Origin of the sequence: Paenibacillus sp. FSL W8-0919 (assembly GCF_038003785.1) — a bacterium.
GTDB lineage: Bacteria > Bacillota > Bacilli > Paenibacillales > Paenibacillaceae > Paenibacillus_AQ > Paenibacillus_AQ lactis.
In genome coordinates this window covers 4,178,008-4,195,839 of record NZ_JBBOPV010000001.1, presented here as the reverse complement: position 1 = coordinate 4,195,839, position 17,832 = coordinate 4,178,008, and the positions used below count along the sequence as shown (strand labels likewise).

The 17,832-nt window shown below is 47.5% G+C and carries 14 protein-coding genes; 2 read left to right on the top strand and 12 right to left on the bottom strand.

Annotation, left to right across the window (positions count from 1 at the left end):
- Positions 1 to 15: 15 nt before the first annotated feature.
- The 3 genes from NST44_RS19040 to NST44_RS19030 form a co-directional block, all read right to left on the bottom strand.
- Positions 16 to 564 (bottom strand): GNAT family N-acetyltransferase, encoded by a 549-nt coding sequence (locus NST44_RS19040; protein ID WP_007130122.1) that lies wholly within the window; start codon positions 562 to 564, stop codon positions 16 to 18.
- A gap of 252 nt (positions 565 to 816) precedes the next feature.
- Positions 817 to 1,287: a DinB family protein gene (locus NST44_RS19035; RefSeq protein ID WP_007130123.1), complete on the bottom strand. Its 471-nt coding sequence runs from the start codon at positions 1,285 to 1,287 to the stop codon at positions 817 to 819.
- A 251-nt stretch (positions 1,288 to 1,538) separates the two neighbouring features.
- Positions 1,539 to 2,453, bottom strand: coding sequence for a LysR family transcriptional regulator (locus NST44_RS19030; RefSeq protein ID WP_040738675.1), 915 nt, complete (start codon positions 2,451 to 2,453; stop codon positions 1,539 to 1,541).
- Positions 2,454 to 2,740: 287 nt separating this feature from the next.
- Between NST44_RS19030 and NST44_RS19025 the strand changes: the two genes are divergently transcribed.
- Positions 2,741 to 3,961, top strand: coding sequence for a hypothetical protein (locus NST44_RS19025; RefSeq protein WP_007130125.1), 1,221 nt, complete (start codon positions 2,741 to 2,743; stop codon positions 3,959 to 3,961).
- 89 nt (positions 3,962 to 4,050) lie between these two features.
- Here the strand turns inward: NST44_RS19025 and NST44_RS19020 are convergent, their stop codons facing one another.
- The 6 genes from NST44_RS19020 to NST44_RS18995 all read right to left on the bottom strand — a co-directional run bounded on the left by NST44_RS19020 (position 4,051) and on the right by NST44_RS18995 (position 11,839).
- Positions 4,051 to 4,323: an ATP-dependent DNA ligase gene (locus NST44_RS19020; RefSeq protein ID WP_007130126.1), complete on the bottom strand. Its 273-nt coding sequence runs from the start codon at positions 4,321 to 4,323 to the stop codon at positions 4,051 to 4,053.
- Between the two features lie 74 nt (positions 4,324 to 4,397).
- Complete coding sequence (locus NST44_RS19015; RefSeq protein WP_210095190.1) at positions 4,398 to 4,916, bottom strand: hypothetical protein; 519 nt, start codon at positions 4,914 to 4,916, stop codon at positions 4,398 to 4,400.
- 52 nt (positions 4,917 to 4,968) lie between these two features.
- Complete coding sequence (locus NST44_RS19010) at positions 4,969 to 5,970, bottom strand: hypothetical protein (RefSeq protein WP_007130128.1); 1,002 nt, start codon at positions 5,968 to 5,970, stop codon at positions 4,969 to 4,971.
- A 259-nt stretch (positions 5,971 to 6,229) separates the two neighbouring features.
- The gene (locus NST44_RS19005) at positions 6,230 to 7,141 is read right to left on the bottom strand and encodes a tyrosine-type recombinase/integrase (RefSeq protein ID WP_007130129.1); all 912 of its coding nucleotides are present in this window, start codon (positions 7,139 to 7,141) and stop codon (positions 6,230 to 6,232) included.
- 204 nt (positions 7,142 to 7,345) lie between these two features.
- Positions 7,346 to 8,065 (bottom strand): YebC/PmpR family DNA-binding transcriptional regulator, encoded by a 720-nt coding sequence (locus tag NST44_RS19000; protein WP_040738722.1) that lies wholly within the window; start codon positions 8,063 to 8,065, stop codon positions 7,346 to 7,348.
- 651 nt (positions 8,066 to 8,716) lie between these two features.
- A complete protein-coding gene (locus NST44_RS18995) occupies positions 8,717 to 11,839 on the bottom strand; it encodes a glycoside hydrolase family 2 TIM barrel-domain containing protein (protein WP_340900388.1) in 3,123 nt (1,040 codons plus the stop codon).
- A 119-nt stretch (positions 11,840 to 11,958) separates the two neighbouring features.
- Between NST44_RS18995 and NST44_RS18990 the strand changes: the two genes are divergently transcribed.
- The gene (locus NST44_RS18990) at positions 11,959 to 12,783 is read left to right on the top strand and encodes an AraC family transcriptional regulator (protein ID WP_340900387.1); all 825 of its coding nucleotides are present in this window, start codon (positions 11,959 to 11,961) and stop codon (positions 12,781 to 12,783) included.
- Between the two features lie 16 nt (positions 12,784 to 12,799).
- Here the strand turns inward: NST44_RS18990 and NST44_RS18985 are convergent, their stop codons facing one another.
- The 3 genes from NST44_RS18985 to NST44_RS18975 are packed head-to-tail and all read right to left on the bottom strand — an operon-like array spanning position 12,800 to position 17,713.
- Positions 12,800 to 14,383, bottom strand: a complete 1,584-nt coding sequence (locus tag NST44_RS18985) for an extracellular solute-binding protein (RefSeq protein ID WP_144865942.1) — start codon at positions 14,381 to 14,383, stop codon at positions 12,800 to 12,802.
- Positions 14,384 to 14,441: 58 nt separating this feature from the next.
- Complete coding sequence (locus NST44_RS18980; RefSeq protein ID WP_028406553.1) at positions 14,442 to 16,199, bottom strand: cache domain-containing sensor histidine kinase; 1,758 nt, start codon at positions 16,197 to 16,199, stop codon at positions 14,442 to 14,444.
- Entirely contained in the window at positions 16,196 to 17,713 is a 1,518-nt protein-coding gene (locus NST44_RS18975) for a response regulator (protein WP_340900386.1), read from the bottom strand. The genes NST44_RS18980 and NST44_RS18975 overlap by 4 nt, the downstream gene beginning before the upstream one ends.
- Positions 17,714 to 17,832 lie beyond the last annotated feature (119 nt).

Here is a 17,832-nt window from a genome sequence, read left to right as displayed (position 1 = left end):
GCCTTGTGGAACTTCCTACTTCACATCCTTGCTGCTCCGGCTTGAACAGAGTACCCACTCCGACTTCAGCACCGCGTAATAGTATTCGTCCCACCAGGTACCGTCTTCCCTTGGGATGCACTGAATAAAATGCCCTTCCCGGCGCATGCCGATCTTCTCCATCACCCTGTAAGAAGCGATGTTATCCGGCTGACAAGTAGCCACCACCCGGTGCAACCCAAGGTTGGTGAAAGCGTAATTCAACGTGGAAGCAGCGGCTTCCGTTGCGTATCCTTTACGCTGATATCCGGGATGGAATACCCAGCCGATCTCGTACGTGTGCTCGCCGAACCACGGGTGAAATACGATATGACCGATCAGTGCTTGTCCCTCTCGAAGCGTAACCGCATAATTTTTGGCGTTCTTGCCCTGATGGAGCAGCACGAACTGCCTGGCTTTCTCTTCAGTAAATACGCCCTCTGGGATATATTTCATCACAACCGGATCTGCGGTGTATGCCAATACTTGATCCCAATCATCTTCAACGAATTCCCGTATGATCAATCTTTCTGTCACGATATGCATCTTAAAGCGCTCCTTATTAAAGTTATTTAATGATCTAATAACTTCAATAGAGTCGCAAATGCGTTTCGTCGAATAAAGCGATGTGCTTGAATAACTACGAATCAACCCCTTTTGTTCACCCTGCCATTGTTGGCATAACCATCATATTCGACATGAATATGATCATTCCCTTCGTACGCTTTCGCATGCTCATCTAATTTAAGGTAGAATATGTACAAAAGAGTCCTTTGGAGGACTTCTGCTTTGCCTTTTTTAGTACGTTACCCTATTTAGAATCGTCTTGATTTTGTCAAAATGCATGCCTTCATGGTAGAGACAGAAGCTTAGAAATTCTTCCACGGTCGTAAGCTTCAAGCCTTTGGAGGTCGTATACGGGGATTTCACGGTTTCTTGCAAACGATGGGCGTATCGCTCCTCGATCCGTCGAACCTGACCTTCAAGATGCTGGATGATCTCCTCCATCGACGGCCAAGCTGCCTCAATTTCTCTTGGCTTGGTCCCCGAGCGGAACAGCTTTTGGTAGGCCTCCGGCAGCTCCGCCGGTTCACCGTTCACAACGAAAGCAAACGATTCCAGCGTGTAATAAATATGCCCGGCATTCCACTTTATATGGTTGTTGATGCCCTCCGGGATCATCTCGGCTTCCGCGTCGGAAACCTGCCGGATGACATTCAATGTCTGATTCCGTACGAAATCTAAATGCTCAAATATAAAATCTCTCATGTTTGGCACCCCTTCTAAAGGAAAAAATAGTGTGTAGCGTAATTTCGCTTATTTCGATACTGGCGTCGTTTCCCTTCTAACGCTCGAAAAGTCGTATTTTGATGTTGTTATGAATGATCGATATTCTCTCTCCTCCATACTCGTAGTCGGCGCCCCGGTTATCCCGAGTGTATCGTATGGCATGAAAAAAGAATAATATGGATTTCAAGCGGATTCATAAAAAAAATGGATGAATCATAATTATTCGCATCTCATCCTTCGATGGTCTGGTCTGCCGTCCTTATATCGGATTGGATAAAGGAAATGAACGAGCGAATGACGGGCGATTCGGTCCCGTGCTTGCGCGTGCACACCCGAATTGGATGCGGCAGCTTCACACCTTTGACATGAATCCGCTTAAGCTGACCGGAAGCAAGCTCTTTCTTCACGAACAGCGAAGGCAGAAGCGCGATGCCGAAGCCTGATTGAACGGCCTCTGCCGTTTCTTTCAGGCCTTCGATCAGAATCGCACAACGGGGCTGGTCGTATCCGGTGGATCGAAATAACGTGAGCAGCTGGTCACGCGTGTAGCTCCCCTCCTCTCTCATGACAAAAGGCTCCTTCACCAGCTCATCGAGCGTAACCTCCCTCCCGGCAAGCCGGTGGCTGTCCGGGACGGCAAATATCAACTCATCCTCGAGGATGGTGAAATAATCCACGGCTTCATCCTCAATCGGCCAATTGCCGCAAACGATCGAAATATGTACTTGCTCATCCAGCAAGCGCTGCAATGCAGAGCGGGCTTGGCCCTTAAGAAGCTGGATCGCCACTTCAGGATGCTCAAGCTTATAGCCGGTTATCCAGCGATGCAGCAGCGTACGTTCAGGAAGTTCCGTCGCGCAAATTTTCAAGCTTCCTAGAAGGCCTGTTTTCATCGCAGCCATGACGCCCTCGATTTCAGCTTCCATTGCGAATAACCGCTGCGAATGCTGAGCCAGAAGCTCCCCTGCTTCGGTAAGACCGATATTCCTTCCCCTGGCCTCAACGAGCTTCAAACCGAGTTCGCGCTCAAGGTTTCGAATTTGCGCGGTGACGGCCGGCTGGCTTAAGAGCAGGTTCTGTGCTGAACGCGTGATGCTTCCTGTTTTGGATACGTCGTTAAATATTCGAAGAGCATGAAGGTTCATACGAATCCCCCCTTTATAATCCATTAACAGCTCCATAATCAATTAGATATCTTATATCCTACAGCAAGCCGATTTGTAAACCGGAAGTTTTTCAATTGGCATGAGGCCGTCCTAATCACATAAACAAAAAGATGAGGAATTTCGTTTTCCGTTTTTTTAGCGGACTGCAACCTTTGCATTTATTTGCCGTCTATGACTATGAATCCAGCACATTTTACCAAGAAAATCGTGCCTGGTTACTTCCTATCGCGTTAGGACAATCTACATAATAATGGAGGAGACCCGTAATGAACAAAATTTACAAAGTACTAGCAACGACAACACTTCTTGCGATGGCAGCCATGCCGGTTGTTAATGCGCAAGCAGTGTCTCCCGCCCCGATAACTTCCGGTCAAGGAAACTTACAGCAGCAAGTGAAGGTTGTGCCCGGAACGATGGGTTATATCACCGATTATGTAAATGACAGCAATGAAAAATGGATTACCGTAACCGGACGCGGGCTCGGGCCTACCGATCAGAGCGAGATCCGTTTGTCGGTGAACCAAGATACGAAGATCATCGATGCCAAAGGCAATAAAGTACAGCTGCAGTCGATCGTCGACAAGAACAAAGCAATCAAAGCATTTTACAGCCCGAATATCACCAAGAGCCTGCCCGCACAAGGTCAAGCATTGACCATCATCGCGCTGGACAGAGACTTCGCCGCGATTGACGGTACAATCTCTGAAATCAGCAAGGCCGGTATTCTTGTGGAAGGACGCAACCTCTACACATCCGATGAGGAGACCATATTGCTCCATCTGGATCCGAAAGCTAAAATCATTGACCAGAACGGAAATACGCTGGAGGAAAGCGAGCTTAAAGCCGGCATGCAGGTGAAGTCTTTCTATGGCCCGGCCGTTGCCATGAGTCTTCCTCCGCAATCGACAACCAACTATATCCTGGTTAACACCGAAGCTGCAGAACTGCCTGATCTTGACCAGCCTGCGGGAACGACCGGTATCATAACCGACACGACAGATGGCAAAATCACCGTCATTGGTCAGGCTCTTGAGACCGGCGGCGTCAACTACGTCATCTTAACGGTGGATGAAAAGACAGAGATTGTAGACAAGAACGGGGCTGCGCTCAGCCGTGACGTTTTGAAGGAAGGCGTGCGCATTGAGGCATTGTACTCCCAGGTGATGACGCTGATTTATCCTGCCCGGACCCATGCCGACAAGATCGTTGTATCCGATACGAAAGCTCCGAAGATTGAAGGAACCATCGCCGAGTCGGAGCGCAACTCAAAGGAACAGCTCTATATCAATGTGGGATCGGATTCCTCCACCGACAATGACGTGATCCTGAACATTTCGAAGGATACACAGATTATTGCGGGACTTGACCCGGATGCAGAGCTTGCACCTGGTACCAAAATTACGGCTTATCATTCGCCGGTAATGACGAAATCGCTGCCGCCAATTACGGCTGCCGAAGTGATTATCGTTCATCAGAATCAAGAGTAATAGGCCCCATACGTCAAATATGACGAAAGTGGATGGTAGAGTTGCAGTTAATGCAACGATTTTATCCGCCTTGTTCGCCTGGAAGCGCGTCATAACGGATTCGAATTCGGAGATGCCTTTGCTGGATCAACGCATGCAACTTCGCCGTCCAAAACTATGTCATGTGGAAACAGAGCATTAATTGAGCCGTTTATTTCGGGATATTGACGCGTACAATCGTTGTTATTTCGAGTGTATAGGCGAACGGTACCGTTCTGCTGCGAGTAGATCAAGCGGTGACCATCGATTTTAGGTTCGAATATATAGTGCAAGTCCGAGAACGGGGTTTTTGCTGTTGCGAGTAACATCGGTTCAATAAACATAAAAACGCCTCCTTATCGAATTATAGCGTTTTGCTAAACGATAAGGAGGTGGTAAATTTTAGAGATTAAACTTTTTACTTTTTTTCGTATATTAGATCACCATTAGCTGAAAAGGCCTCGAGTTTACTGTCCGCAGAGTAGGGTTCTTCTAATATGAGGTACCAGAAAGTTAGACCATCACTTAAGGTAATTTTATTTGTTACTTCTCCATTTACCTTAATCTGTTCTATATCTCCTTGATTAATTGATCCATAAACAATCCTAAACGGTACTGTTTCTGAATAGTCCCAAACGTAAGAAATTGGAATATCTTTATCAACTAAAGAGGCACTTCCACTACTATTAACCAATTTCCATTTCCCTGAGTTATATTCAATATAGCTCTCATTAAGACTGTCATCATGAGTGTAAAAAACAACAATTCCATTATCTACTACTTCGTAATGCAATATTTTGTCAAAGCTAATACTTGCTTTCTCTAGTACACTTTTTAACTGATTCTCTAGAGCAGGGCTATCTGGTGCTTTTGTGCAACCAGAAAGGATCGAGATTAACAGACACACCAGTAAAGTGAATTTAAGTTGAATTTTCATTTGATGTCAATCTCCTTGATGAAAAGGCGCATATATAGACGCCCGATTCCTTTTAATATGCTCTGCCTGTGCTAGTACGAGGGTAACGATTATTAACCGATTTATATGTGACAGTAAGTTGAGTATCTTTTAAACCTGTTCCTGAGATTGTTGCAGAAGCATCAAGTTTATGAGTTTTCCAGTTGTGTTCGAAGTCGAGAAAAACTTTGTTTGTAGAAGCTGAGCCTATTTTAGTAAAGTATAGCGTTGCTCTACCATGATCCGTATCATAACTTCTAATTAATATCGACTTGTCTGCAGCACTTCCACAAGACCAAGGAATACTAGATGAGTAAGCATTAGTATCATCAATTGTCCAGATAACTCCATTCGCAGTTTCTTTTTGCTTAGTTACTTTAGAATTGGCAATAGGAACTCCATTGTTATCGTAGCCAGATTGACTCTCTTTATATGATATCCTATTTGCCGCAGTAACGCTACCACAATAACGCGCTTCAACTTTAGTAGTAGTTGCGTATGATTTCACTATGCCAATCTGATTATTGCTTCTAATGGCTAAAACATCGTAAGTATCAGCATAATTATCCCATCCAGTGAGGTCCGTGAAGTTAAACTCTCCTGAAAATTGATATTGTTTTGTACTGGAGTTATACAAGATAGTTTCGTCCGTCATTGCCAACTGAGAAGGAGTTGAGAGCGGAGTAACAACATTTTCAGTTTCCGATACTTCGCTCCATCCATTCTCTAAAAGAAACTTTTTGTTCTCCTCTTTAGCTGCTTCCCGATACTTATCATAAATTGCCTTTTCATCTATGACTGCATTGTCTATATTCAAACTAATGCTTTTTCTCGTTTTTTCTTTCTCAATCTCTTCTTCTGCTTTTTTATAAGCATTCTCGTAAATTTGGTCTGTTATTTTTTGCGTTTCCTCAGCTTGTTGAATCTGCTCTTGTGTCGGGAGTTGCTCATTTCCTGCATCTGCAAAAGATATTGCACTTCCGCCGATAGAGAAAGCTAAAAGTACAGATGTCAAAGTGACTGCTATTTTCTTCATTTGAAACCTCCAGTTGTTAGTATGTACATCAATTTACAATTTTTGAGACAAACATACAATAGGAGTATTTAACTGTTTATTCCAATATAAAACCAAAAAATGGGACTTTCGTATCTAATTTGGATGTTTTGGAACTTCTCTATCTTTCACACGCTACTCAATAACCATCGCTATCATAGCGCCTCCATTTTGTAACGAAAATTTTAATTGATTCTCTTCTTAAACATTCAATTATTTCAATGAAAATATAATGCAAACTCTATAAGTTCATTAACGGGCTGGTTGTCTTTGCCAACTCAAGTATCTGCTCATCTTGAATTGACTGTAGATAACGATTAGTGATAACAGTCGACTCATGTCCTAATAATCTACTAAGACTGTAAACATCCAATCCTAATCTTAATTGTTTTTGAGCATAGTAATGTCTAAGTGTATGGGGACTGCAACGAATATGTTCTCGAACCTTAGCCTCCGCTCCAGCTTTTTTGACTATTACCTCAATTGCAACAACTGTAAGAGTTTTACCATTTTGAGATAAGAAAAAATTCGAATCAGTCATAATTTTATCTTTAAAATATGCCTCTTTTACTCTCTCGTATTTGATAATGTACTTTTTCAAAAGAGGTGAAATGTATAAATGTCTTTCCTTATTCCCTTTTCCATGTATCTTTATAACACTATCTCTTACATCAAGAGAACTAAGAGTACATAATTCCAAATTTCTGATTCCTAAGTCCACAAAGAACATCAGAATTAGCTTATTACGTAAACTTAAATAGTAATCCCCTTTAAAAACGTTAAGCATTCTCTTCACTTCTTCATCATTGAAAGTCTGAATCAGAACCTTTGGTTCCTTCATCCACTTCAAACCAAGAACAGGATTTCTTTTTTCAGCAATATATCCTTCTTCAACATTGAAACGGAAAAACGAACGAATGTTTTTTTGTATCCCATTGATGTAGGTTTCAGATAAACCTTTGTCTTTTAAGTTCCTAAGATAGGCTTTGATATGGGAAGTATTAACTTCTTCCACTTCCGTCACGTCATATTCATTAATTAAAAAATTTAAGAAGGCTCTGTTATTATTTCTGTATCCTTTTATAGTTCTGATACTATAATTCTTGATCTCCAAATCAAATAGAAACTCTTTGTAAACATCCTCTAATAACATAAAAAACTCACTCCTTGTATAGTCATACAAAAAGTGAGTTAAAATAGCGAGCACTTCTGGAAAAACGTACATCATCATAAATTTCATCAATCAACAAAATGTATACCATCGCTGATTGAGAAAAACGGTGAAATTCGGATATTTACCCATGTTTGAATCAGCAGTAAGAGCATCTAAACACTGAGTTTAAAGGATTCTTGTATCCTATTCCTCAAATTCCACGTTGTGATATACCTGCTGGACGTCTTCGAGGTCTTCCAACGCATCGATCAGCTTCTCGAACTGGGCTAAGCCATCTTCCGGCAAGGTGACGAAGTTTTGCGCCAGCATCGTCAGCTCGGCGACCGTAAACTCGGTTACCCCTGCATTCTTGAACGCTTCCTGAACCGCATGGAATTGATCCGGCTCTGCATAAACGATAACCGCCTGATCCTCTTCGATAATGTCACGGACATCCAGGTCCGCCTCGAGTAGAAGATCCATAACCTCCTCGGAAGTTTTGCCTTCTACGCCGAATACGGCTGTTTCATCGAACATATACGTAACCGATCCGCTGACACCCATATTGCCGCCGTTTTTATTGAACGCTGCGCGTACAGCGGAAGCTGTACGATTCACATTGTTCGTCAGCGCATCGACAATGATCATGGAGCCATTCGGCCCGAAGCCTTCGTAACGAAGCTCCTCATAGTTCTCATCGCCGCTGCCTTTGGCTTTCTCCAGCGCACGGTCAATGATGGCTTTCGGCACGTTATATGTTTTGGCACGCTCCAGAACGACCTTCAGTGCACGGTTGGATTCCGGATCCGGCTCACCCTTCTTCGCGGCGACATAAATTTCAACGCCGAACTTCGCATACACGCGACTTGTATTCGCATCCTTGGATGCTTTTTTCTCTTTAATATTATTCCATTTACGGCCCATACTTTTCCGCTCTCTTTCATCATTGAATCTGTAGCCGGTATTCAACAAATACCCTCGTCCATTATATCTCTATTAGAGAAGATGAACAAGTTAAGAGCGAAGATTAGGGGATGTGGAAGGATAAGCAGTCCTTCGGTCATCCCCTAGCCGCGTCCGATACCAAACTGGTCAATAGGGCGTAAAGTAACTCGGATATGGATGTTGAAAGTAACGTTAACGATACAAGTCCCTTTTGGGGACTTGCTGCGCCTTTGGAGCTCCGGTTCGCTCGTACTAGTCCCTTTTTGCAGCTAGAATAGAAAGTAGACACCCCTTAGTGATAAAACGATAATGAAACAAAGGAGACGAGAAGGTGTCCAAAAAATGAGTGGCCATAGACAACATTATAACGAGACATTTAAACGTGAAACCGTAAAGTATGTGCAAGAACAATCGAAGACGGTGGAGCAGATCGCCGATGAATTGAGTATTCGTGCACGAGTCTGTCAACCATGGTGAAACCTTACGTCAGCGGGGCAACCGGCAAGCTCTTCTCTTGTCTCCACTCCCACCATCCAATAAGGAAACGACCGTTTCTCCTAAGCGGGAAACGGTCGCTTCTTATTTTTATGGCTCGGTGGTTCTTCGGTCGTTCCTTTTTAAAACTTCAAATTACTTTCCGAACGCTTTTAATGTTAGTGCCAGGCTGTATTCCCGGTTCGCGTACAGGATATGCTCCGGATGAGGCTTTGCTCCCCAGCTGTCGTCACCGCCGACGCCCATTTGCTTCACCATGAGCCGGATAACGGTTTTGTCGGAAGCCGGCAGCTTATAGGCATGATCGCTCGCCTCGATTTCGGACGGCGTATACGGCAGCGCATTAAATTCAAACCTGGTGTTACCTTCGAACAAGAAGCCCGTTCCGGCTTTGTTCTCCACCGATGCCCATCGAACTTCCGTCTTGTTTCCGCATTCCTGCGGCCGCAAATATGGAACCCATTGATCTTTGACGAGCCCTTCATATTTACCGATCTTCGTTCCGCTGTTCCGGTCGGAATAATTCTCAAACGGGCCCTTTCCGTACCACTTGATTAGATCGAACGAGCCTTCCATTGCAAACAGCAAGCCGACTTCCGGGATTTCCGGCAAGCCCTCGCCGGGTGTGAGCCGCATCCGCACATCCATCGTTCCGTCGCCTTGAATGCTGTATTCCAAGGTACAGCTGGACTCCGGTACGGTCGGCAATGCATAGCGAACCCTGACATCTGCCGAAGCCGGAGCTGCACGATAGGAGAACTCGAGCAGCCTCCGCTCCATGCTGGCTGCGCGCCATATTCCGCTGCGCTCCTCCAGATTGTTCCCGCGGTCATTATCCACCATGGCCCGCCAGAAGTTCGGACGGAGCGGCACAGCGATAAGCTCTACGCCTGCGGCTGCGTAAGAAACCAGTTCCCCCGTGATTTTATCAAAAACAACCGCAAACTCCTCCCCTTTTACGGTAACCTGATCCTGTTTCACGTCCAGCTGTACCGGCTTCCCGGCAGGAATCGGGTTCACTCGAGTCTTCTGAACGGCCGGAAGCACAAACTGTCCGAAGGCAACCTCATGCCCTCGTTCAGCCCATGTCGTGCCTTCTTTCAACTGAAATCCGAAGGTTGCGATAAATTCATCACCGGCCGATCCAGCTTCCGTATGCTTCAGGATGTCCGTGACGTCAACCTGGATGACGTCGCCCGGCGCGCAAGGAATCACGCGTTCGCCTTCCGCGACTGGATCGCCGTTACGCATAAGATTCCATACAAAATCAAATTCCGAAAGATCCGTAAACAGATACTTGTTCGTTATGCTCAAGCGGCCTTCCGATAGCTTGCTTCCGTCAAATCGGACGCTTTGATAGCATTTTTTCACTTCAGCGATCTTCGGCGACACGGTTCGATCCGCAAAGATGAGGCCATTGCCGCAGAAGGTGCCGTCATGCGGCGATTCGCCGAAATCTCCGCCATAAGCCAAGTACTCCTCGCCGTCTTGGTTGCGGGTAAGAATGGATTGATCGATCCAATCCCAGATAAACCCTCCCTGAAGCACCGGATACCGGTCGAACAGCTCCCAGTAGGCGCTTAACCCGCCGCAGGAGTTGCCCATAGCATGGCTGTACTCGCACAGGATGAACGGTTTGGGCGGGTTGTTTCGGGCATAGCTCTCAATATAATCGAGCTTCGTATACATATGGCTTTCGATATCAGATGCCGCATCCGACCGGCGATCGTGGAACACGCCCTCGTAGTGCACGATGCGGGACGGGTCATTATCTTTGAAGTAACGGTACATATGAAGGAAATTGTCTCCGCCGAACGATTCGTTGCCTAGCGACCAGATCACGATCGACGGATGATTTTTATCCCGTTCATACATCGACTTGGAGCGGTCCAGCACGTTGCCTAGCCATTCCGGCTTGCTTCCGGGGATCGTATCCTCTTCATCTTTCTGTCCGTAGCGCCAAGTTCCGTGGGTTTCAAGATTCACCTCGTCAATGACGTATAAGCCGTACTCATCGCAAAGATCGTACCATTTCGGATGGTTCGGATAATGGGAGGTCCGGACCGCATTGATGTTATGTTCTTTCATCAGCTTGATATCCGTCAGCATCTCTTCGACGCCGATCGCGCGGCCCTTCAGCGGAGAAAATTCATGGCGGTTGACGCCCTTGAATTCCACCGTCTGTCCGTTAATCTTCATCAGCCCGTCTTGAATCTCAAACCGGCGAAAGCCTACTTTGCAGCTTACGTATTGAACGGGCTCGTTTCGTTCATTTTTCAAACAAACGACCAACGTATACAAATTCGGATATTCCGCGCTCCATAGCTTTGGAGAATCGACCTGGCCAGGCAAAGTGATCGTCTGCGCCTTGTCGGTGCCGAGCGTGAAGCCTTCCGATACGGCATTGCTCCACACCGGCTGCCGATGCTCGTCAAACAGCTGCATTTCCAGCGCCAATTCCCCTTGATGCTGTTCGCTATAATTGTTGATTCGCACGGCAACATTCAGAGAAGCATTCTTATAATCGTCATCCAGCTCAGGGAGCGCTTTAAAATCGTAAATATGGGCATCTGACGCCGTGTAAAGGTACACATCCCTGAATATGCCGCTCATTCTCCAGAAATCCTGATCCTCCAGCCAGCTGGCATCACTCCAGCGGTATACCTCGACGGCGAGCTTATTCTCGCCCTGCACCAGGTAAGGGGTAAGATCAAATTCAGCGGGCGTAAAGGAATCCTCGCTGTATCCAACCATCTCTCCGTTCAGCCAAACATAAAATGCCGATTCAACGCCTTGAAAGCTGATAAAAACAGGTTGGCCGCTCCAGTCGTCCGGAACTGCGAACGTTTTTATATAGGAACCGACGGGATTATATTTCGTCGGCGCGTAAGGCGGTTTCAAAATCTCCTGCTCGACCCAGGGATAACGGACGTTCGTATATTGTGGGTAATCATAGCCTTGAAGCTGCCAATGCCCGGGGACGGTAATCTCTTTCCAGTTCGACGCATCATAATCTCGTTTGTAGAAATCCTTGATCCGCTTCTCCGGATTTTCCGCCCAAGCGAATTGCCATGAGCCGTTTAAACTCAAATAGTTTCGGGAATCCTCGAACCTACCTTCGATAGCTTCCTCCAAAGTGTCATATGTAATGAGCGTGGCATGGGCATCCATACGGTTCAATTGAAAAATTTCAGGGTTATTATTCCATTCGGGATAACCGTTCGCTGGCGGGCTGTAGATCCACTTCGTCTTTCCCAAATTCCGTTCACTCCATTTCTGTTATAATTATATTCACATTATAGAGTGATGAATTTTCTTTTTTCCATTAAACGATATTCAGCATGATTTAAATATTTGAAACCGAGGTGCAGACTTCTATGGATATTATCCATTTCTGCCATCTGAGTGAATCGGACAGACGTCTTCCCGTGTATCTTACGTCAGCGGGACAATGGAACCACCAGGAGCCCGTTCATAGACCTGACGGCTTCGCATCCTACCAGTGGCTCATGATCTTGTCGGGTGAAGGAGCTCTCTATACAGACGACAGCGTTTATTCCGCCAAAGCGGGGCAGGCGATCTGCCTGTTCCCGGATGTTCCGCACCGCTATCACTCACTCCAGGAGCCATGGAAACTGATGTTCATTTCCCTGGAGGGCAGTCTATGCGGGCCGCTTCTCGCCCAAGCCGGAATTACGAAGTCGGGCGTGTATACGATGTTGGACCCGGATAAGATGCAGGCGGTTTTTTCAAGCATCATTGAGAGTGCCGGCTCAAACGACAGCCATGCCAGCGTGGAATGCTCCAAGCTGCTTTACGCTCTGCTCCTGGATATCCCCATGCAAATCCAGGCCAAGCAGCATACCCGGCATCAGCATTTCGAGCGGCTGCAGCCTGTCATTCGATACATTAAGGAATATTGTCAGCATCCGCTAACGCTCGATCTCTTGGCGGAACAAGCTGGCGTCACCCCGCAATATTTGTGCTTGCTGTTCAAAAAAGCTTTCAATTTAAGACCGATGGAATACGTAAATCGGGAGCGCATTCAATTAAGCAAAGAGCTTATGGTCTTGGAGCCGCATCTTAAAATCCAAAAGATTGCCGGCATGGCCGGATTTGAGCACACCAGCTATTTTTGCACGGTTTTCAAACGATTAGAGGGGGTTTCCCCTGAAACATTCAAGAAATCTCAAAGCTATTAGATTTCTGGATCCCGTGTTACTTGCTCGTTGCTGCGAACGCGTCAAGCTGATCCTGCAGCTCGGCCATAAACGTTCTGAAGCCGGCTTGATCCAGCTGCTGTACGGCATTCACCAAATCCGATTCGATATCGCTCGTCATCCCGACCGCTAAAGGCACGATATAACGGGATTTCACCTTCTCCATGGCTGCCATCTCCGCCGTGACTTTCTGCGGGTTCAGGACGAAGCCTGCGAGCGGGCTCAGGCCGTTCGCTTCAGCCCGCTTGAGGCCTTCCTTTTGTAAATACGTACTGATGGCCTGCCATTCATCGGGATATTTCTCCGGAAGGCTCATGTAGCCATCATGCAGTCCCGTCCAACCGGGCTTTTTGTTTTCTGCTTTAATGCCCTCATAGCTCACAAGACCGCCGTCGAGCTTGTAGTTCTCACCTTCGACACCATACATCAGCAAATTGTAATACGTTCGGTCCGTATGGGCTTTCTCGATCAGCTTCAGTGCAAGCTCCACATGCTCGGAGTGCGCACCCACCGAGATCATCGTCGTACTATCCGGGGCCATAAACGGCAAATAGGCTGGCGTATGGTCAAGAAAATAATCGAACCAGCCGTATTCATAATCCGGATGCAGCTCTTTCAGCACCCCTATGTAACCGCTGCTGACGGCTCCGAAATGATTGTTGAATTCAAGCGGCTTCTCGTCGGCTTTCATCCATTCCAGCGTTTCGCTGGTTGCATTACCCTGAGCGGCAAGGATGTCGCGGCTGACGATGCCATCCTCATACCATTTCCGGGCCCGCTGCAGAACCTGCTTGTACTCCGGTGTATCATATATGCTGACGGCTGTGTAAGGATCTTCGACCGAGACAACCGCATAGCCCTTTACCAGCTCGATATACTTGGAGCCTGCCGTCAGGGTCCAGATATTATCCGCGAAGCGTTTATCATTAATCATCGGGGTCTCCGGATATTCCTCTTTGGCCCGGTAAAGATACTGTTCTGCCGTATCCAGATCTTTTATTTCCGACAGTCCCCAAGCTTTGCGCAAATCCTCCCGGTACAACATGCCTTCGCCTCCCCCGCCCGGCTTGTTGTACTGCGGAATGCCATAAAGGCCGCCGTTGATCATGACGCTGTCCAGCGAGCCCTTGTAATGGTCGACCAGATCAGGGACTTGTCCGAGCAAGGGCGCCAGGTCGGCAAACGCATTTTTCAAGGCAAAGGTTGTAAAATCGGACCATGCCCCTCCCACGTAAAGGTCATATTCTTTGGATGCAATCGCTTTGCTGATCTGATTCATTTCATCTCCCCAGGGAATGTAATCGAAACGAATAGTCGCTCCAAGATCCCGGATCGTTAGAGCATCGAGCTGCTTATAGAAATTATCCATCCCATTGGCCGGCGGACGGCCCATGGTAATGGCCCTCAACTCCACAACCGGTGTTCCACCAGGTGTTGTTATCATATCCACCGTATCCACCGTCTGATCGACCGCTCCCGTGCCGGGTCCATCATTCCAGCAAGACGTTAAGACAACGGCGAAAACGGTCGCGAAAACGATGAAACAGGCCGCAGGCAAACTTCTGATCCGTATTGATTTCAATGCATTTCCCCTCCGTAATGACAGCGAAGTATTCTGCTGCCATAATCCATCCTGTACGTTATGAATCCGGTTCTTCCGTACCCTTCATTATGGCCGGAACGTCGATATACACGGTTGTCCCCGCTCCTTGGAGCGAGCGCAAATCAATCCCATTCGGCTCGTTAAAGTAATATTCCAATCGTTTCCGAATATTGTTCAGTCCATATCCGCTGCCGCGATGCTTCGAGGTGCGCGTATCCGCCGTTCCGATCCCCGGTCCGTCATCGCTTACCGTCAACTGCAATCTGCCATCCCGGGTGCTGCCTCGGATAATGATTTGCCCCTCTCCCTCAGGCTTTTCCAAGATCCCGTGCACGATCGCATTCTCAACGAGCGGCTGCAGCGTAATCTTCGGCAGCAGGCACGCTTCAGCGGACTGCTCCACCTCAATGGCAAATCGGATCTTTCCCTTGAACCGCTTCTGCTGAATGGCCGCATACATTTCGCACAGCCGCAGTTCATCCTTCACCGTAACGAAGTCCTCGCCCTTGTTCAGAATCAGCTTATAGTAATCGGACAGCGCATACACCACATGCTGAATGTTCTTCTTCTCATCCTTCTGCGCCATCCACACGATCATATCCAGCGTATTATACAGAAAATGCGGATTGATCTGGGATTGCAAAGCTCTGAGCTCCGCGCCTTTAATCTCCTGTCCGAGGCGGTATTGCGTATCCATCAGCTCCTTGACGCTGTTGATCATATAATTGTAGCTCGAGACCAAATGCCCGATTTCATCCTCTTGGGTCGCGATATCCAAGGTGCTCAGCCTACCTTGCCGGACCTGGCTCATCTTGTTCATTAGCAAGAAAATCCGCCGCGTAATGGATTTGGTTACCGGCATGATGCATACCAGTAGAGCCAGGCATACGGCCCCGTACACGATAAGCACTTGATTGCGAACCTGATTGACCGCTTGAGCGGCCAAATCGGCTGAAATGACGGAATGCAGAAACAGATTCGTCGATCCGATTCTTGAATCCCTAACCAGATACTTCTTGTTATCCGTTGCGACGGGCTCGAACCGCTCCCGTGTCACTTGTTTCGTAAACAACTGCTGCCGATGCTCCAGCTCATCTTGCCCGTTGCTGATCACGACTTCTCCGTCCTCGGTCTCCACGTATATCAGCTGCTCTACGGCCGTGTTCATGACGTAGGATTGAAGCTGGCCCAGCTCCACCCGAATCGTAACAATGCCTACCGGCGTCGAATAATCGTTGACATCCCACAGCACTCTGCCAAGGATCAGCTGCGTCTTTGAAGGCGAAGCCTCATCCTCTGCCAGGACCCACACCGCATCCCCTTTGGCTGCCATGATCTTCTGTGCCCATGGAAGGTCTTCTACTCTCCCGATTGGCCGGTACATAGCCGCCCGGGGACCTGTAACGACAAAGCCGTCATCAATGTAATAGACGATGCCGTTCATCTCCGAATTCGTCTGCAAGATCCGCGTGTAGTCCGTAATCCGCTCGAAGGCGGACAGCTGCTCCCATACCTGCATGTAATCCGGATCCTGAGAGAAGACGGCATTCATCTGCTCATCAATCATAATCATCGACGATACTTCCTCAATATGAGAGAACTTACTCGACAACAAGGAAAGGGTTTGTTCGAAGCTCTGATTCGCGGCATAGCTCTGCCGGCTGATCACGGAATCTCGGAGCTGCCCATAGGTAGCGAAAAACGTGATTACAAGCGGAAGGATACCGGCAAGCGCAAACAGGATCATCAGCTTCTTCTGCAGCGATAAATTGCCAAGCCACGCCCCCAGCTTCATCCGCAGCGCTTCTTTCGATATTCAACCGGCGTCAAGCCGGTGGACGTTTTAAATACTTTGGTAAAATAGCCCGGACTCGCATAACCGCACATTCGAGCTATATCGGCCATTTTGAAGTGCTCCCCCGCAACGAGCCGCTTCGCCAGCTCCAAGCGGTAATCGTTCAAATACTGCTTCATCGTAGTCCCCGTCTCTTGTTTAAAGAGTATGCCGAGATGAGCAGCGGACAGATGGACATGATCGGCAATCTCTCGAATATCCAGATCCGAGTTGCTGCAATGTCTGGATATATAGCACAACACGGTACGGACAACGTGCGAATAGGGAGAAACTTCTTCCGCTTCTTTTTGGTAGGCATGACAGATGCTAAGGATAAACTGCTTGACTTCCTGCATGGACCGGCAGGCATTCAAATGGTTCTCGATCTCTTGGAATTGATACACTTTACCGGTTGTCAGCAGCACTCCGCCTCTTTCGCTTAGCATCGCGTGTGCAAAGGAGAGGATCCATGACATAACCCTCGTTCTGGGCATATATCCGCCATTCATCAGCCGGTCGCAAAAGGATTCCATCCACCCGGTCAGTTCATTCGGGCTCTGCTTCAAATAGTGATAGAATTCCAAATAGATGTCGCCCTTGATCATATAAGGAATCCACGAGGACTTATCGTATACGATGATGCTGGTCCGGTGCCGAAAGAAGATAAGCTCCAGGGCAATCTCAGATTCATGGAAGCTTCTTGGCACTTCATCGAGATGCGAAACGACAGAGCCGACACCGATCCGAATCTCCCTCCCGCTCCCGCATAAGCGTTCTGCCGCATGAAGGACAGCTCCGCGCTCATTCGGGCTACGTAGCGGAACGATCATCAGCTGCCGGTTCTGATCAAGCTGTTCCGTTAAGACAGCTGGAGCATAGGTTCCCCAGTCATTGTCATTCGGACTCGTTATCGCCCATCCTTGGCCCTCTTGATCCCATCGTGATACGACCAAGCATACATAGCTCACATCCGCCGGAAACCTTGCCGCATCGCATATCCGCCTAATTTCATCCCCGCCAAGCGACTGCGTACGCAAGACATTGGCCAGTTTCGTTCGCTCCAGTTCAAGCTTTTGATCCAGCAGAACATGCCGTTCTCGTTCTTGCTGAATGAACCGGATCGTTTTCCGGATGGCCTCCTCCATCTCAGGCAGCTTGATCGGTTTCTCGACATAGTCTACGGCTGCGAGGCGGATCGCGCTTTTTAAGTAAGCGACGTCCATATAGCCGCTTATAAAGAGCACCTTGCTGTCCGGACAGGCTGCAACCAACCGTTCCGCGAATTCAATGCCGTTCAGCTTGGGCATTCGGATATCCGTAATAACAATTTCCGGTCGATGAATGGTCGCCTTCCGAAGCGCTTCAGCCCCATCCTCCACCTGAAGAACCTCGCTGACGCCATAATCCTCCCAGTCAATGGACTCCACAAGCCCTTCCCTCGTGTAAACGTCATCATCTGCAATCAGCACTTTCATGCGGATTCCTCCTAATATCCTATAAATTCTGAGATTTTATAAACTATGGATAGCGCTTTCATATAATTCTAATGAATACGCTCTGCTATTAATATACATGATGAAGCCTGGGTCTGGTA

Bases quoted from the DNA above. Each gene is read 5' to 3' on its own strand.
- NST44_RS19015 (WP_210095190.1), bottom strand. From the start codon at position 4,916: ATGAAAATTCAACTTAAATTCACTTTACTGGTGTGTCTGTTAATCTCG.
- NST44_RS18975 (WP_340900386.1), bottom strand. From the start codon at position 17,713: ATGAAAGTGCTGATTGCAGATGATGACGTTTACACGAGGGAAGGGCTT.
- NST44_RS18980 (WP_028406553.1), bottom strand. From the start codon at position 16,199: ATGAAGCTGGGGGCGTGGCTTGGCAATTTATCGCTGCAGAAGAAGCTG.
- NST44_RS19040 (WP_007130122.1), bottom strand. From the start codon at position 564: ATGCATATCGTGACAGAAAGATTGATCATACGGGAATTCGTTGAAGAT.
- NST44_RS19010 (WP_007130128.1), bottom strand. From the start codon at position 5,970: ATGAAGAAAATAGCAGTCACTTTGACATCTGTACTTTTAGCTTTCTCT.
- NST44_RS19005 (WP_007130129.1), bottom strand. From the start codon at position 7,141: ATGTTATTAGAGGATGTTTACAAAGAGTTTCTATTTGATTTGGAGATC.
- NST44_RS19035 (WP_007130123.1), bottom strand. From the start codon at position 1,287: ATGAGAGATTTTATATTTGAGCATTTAGATTTCGTACGGAATCAGACA.
- NST44_RS19000 (WP_040738722.1), bottom strand. From the start codon at position 8,065: ATGGGCCGTAAATGGAATAATATTAAAGAGAAAAAAGCATCCAAGGAT.
- NST44_RS18990 (WP_340900387.1), top strand. From the start codon at position 11,959: ATGGATATTATCCATTTCTGCCATCTGAGTGAATCGGACAGACGTCTT.
- NST44_RS19030 (WP_040738675.1), bottom strand. From the start codon at position 2,453: ATGAACCTTCATGCTCTTCGAATATTTAACGACGTATCCAAAACAGGA.
- NST44_RS19025 (WP_007130125.1), top strand. From the start codon at position 2,741: ATGAACAAAATTTACAAAGTACTAGCAACGACAACACTTCTTGCGATG.
- NST44_RS19020 (WP_007130126.1), bottom strand. From the start codon at position 4,323: ATGTTTATTGAACCGATGTTACTCGCAACAGCAAAAACCCCGTTCTCG.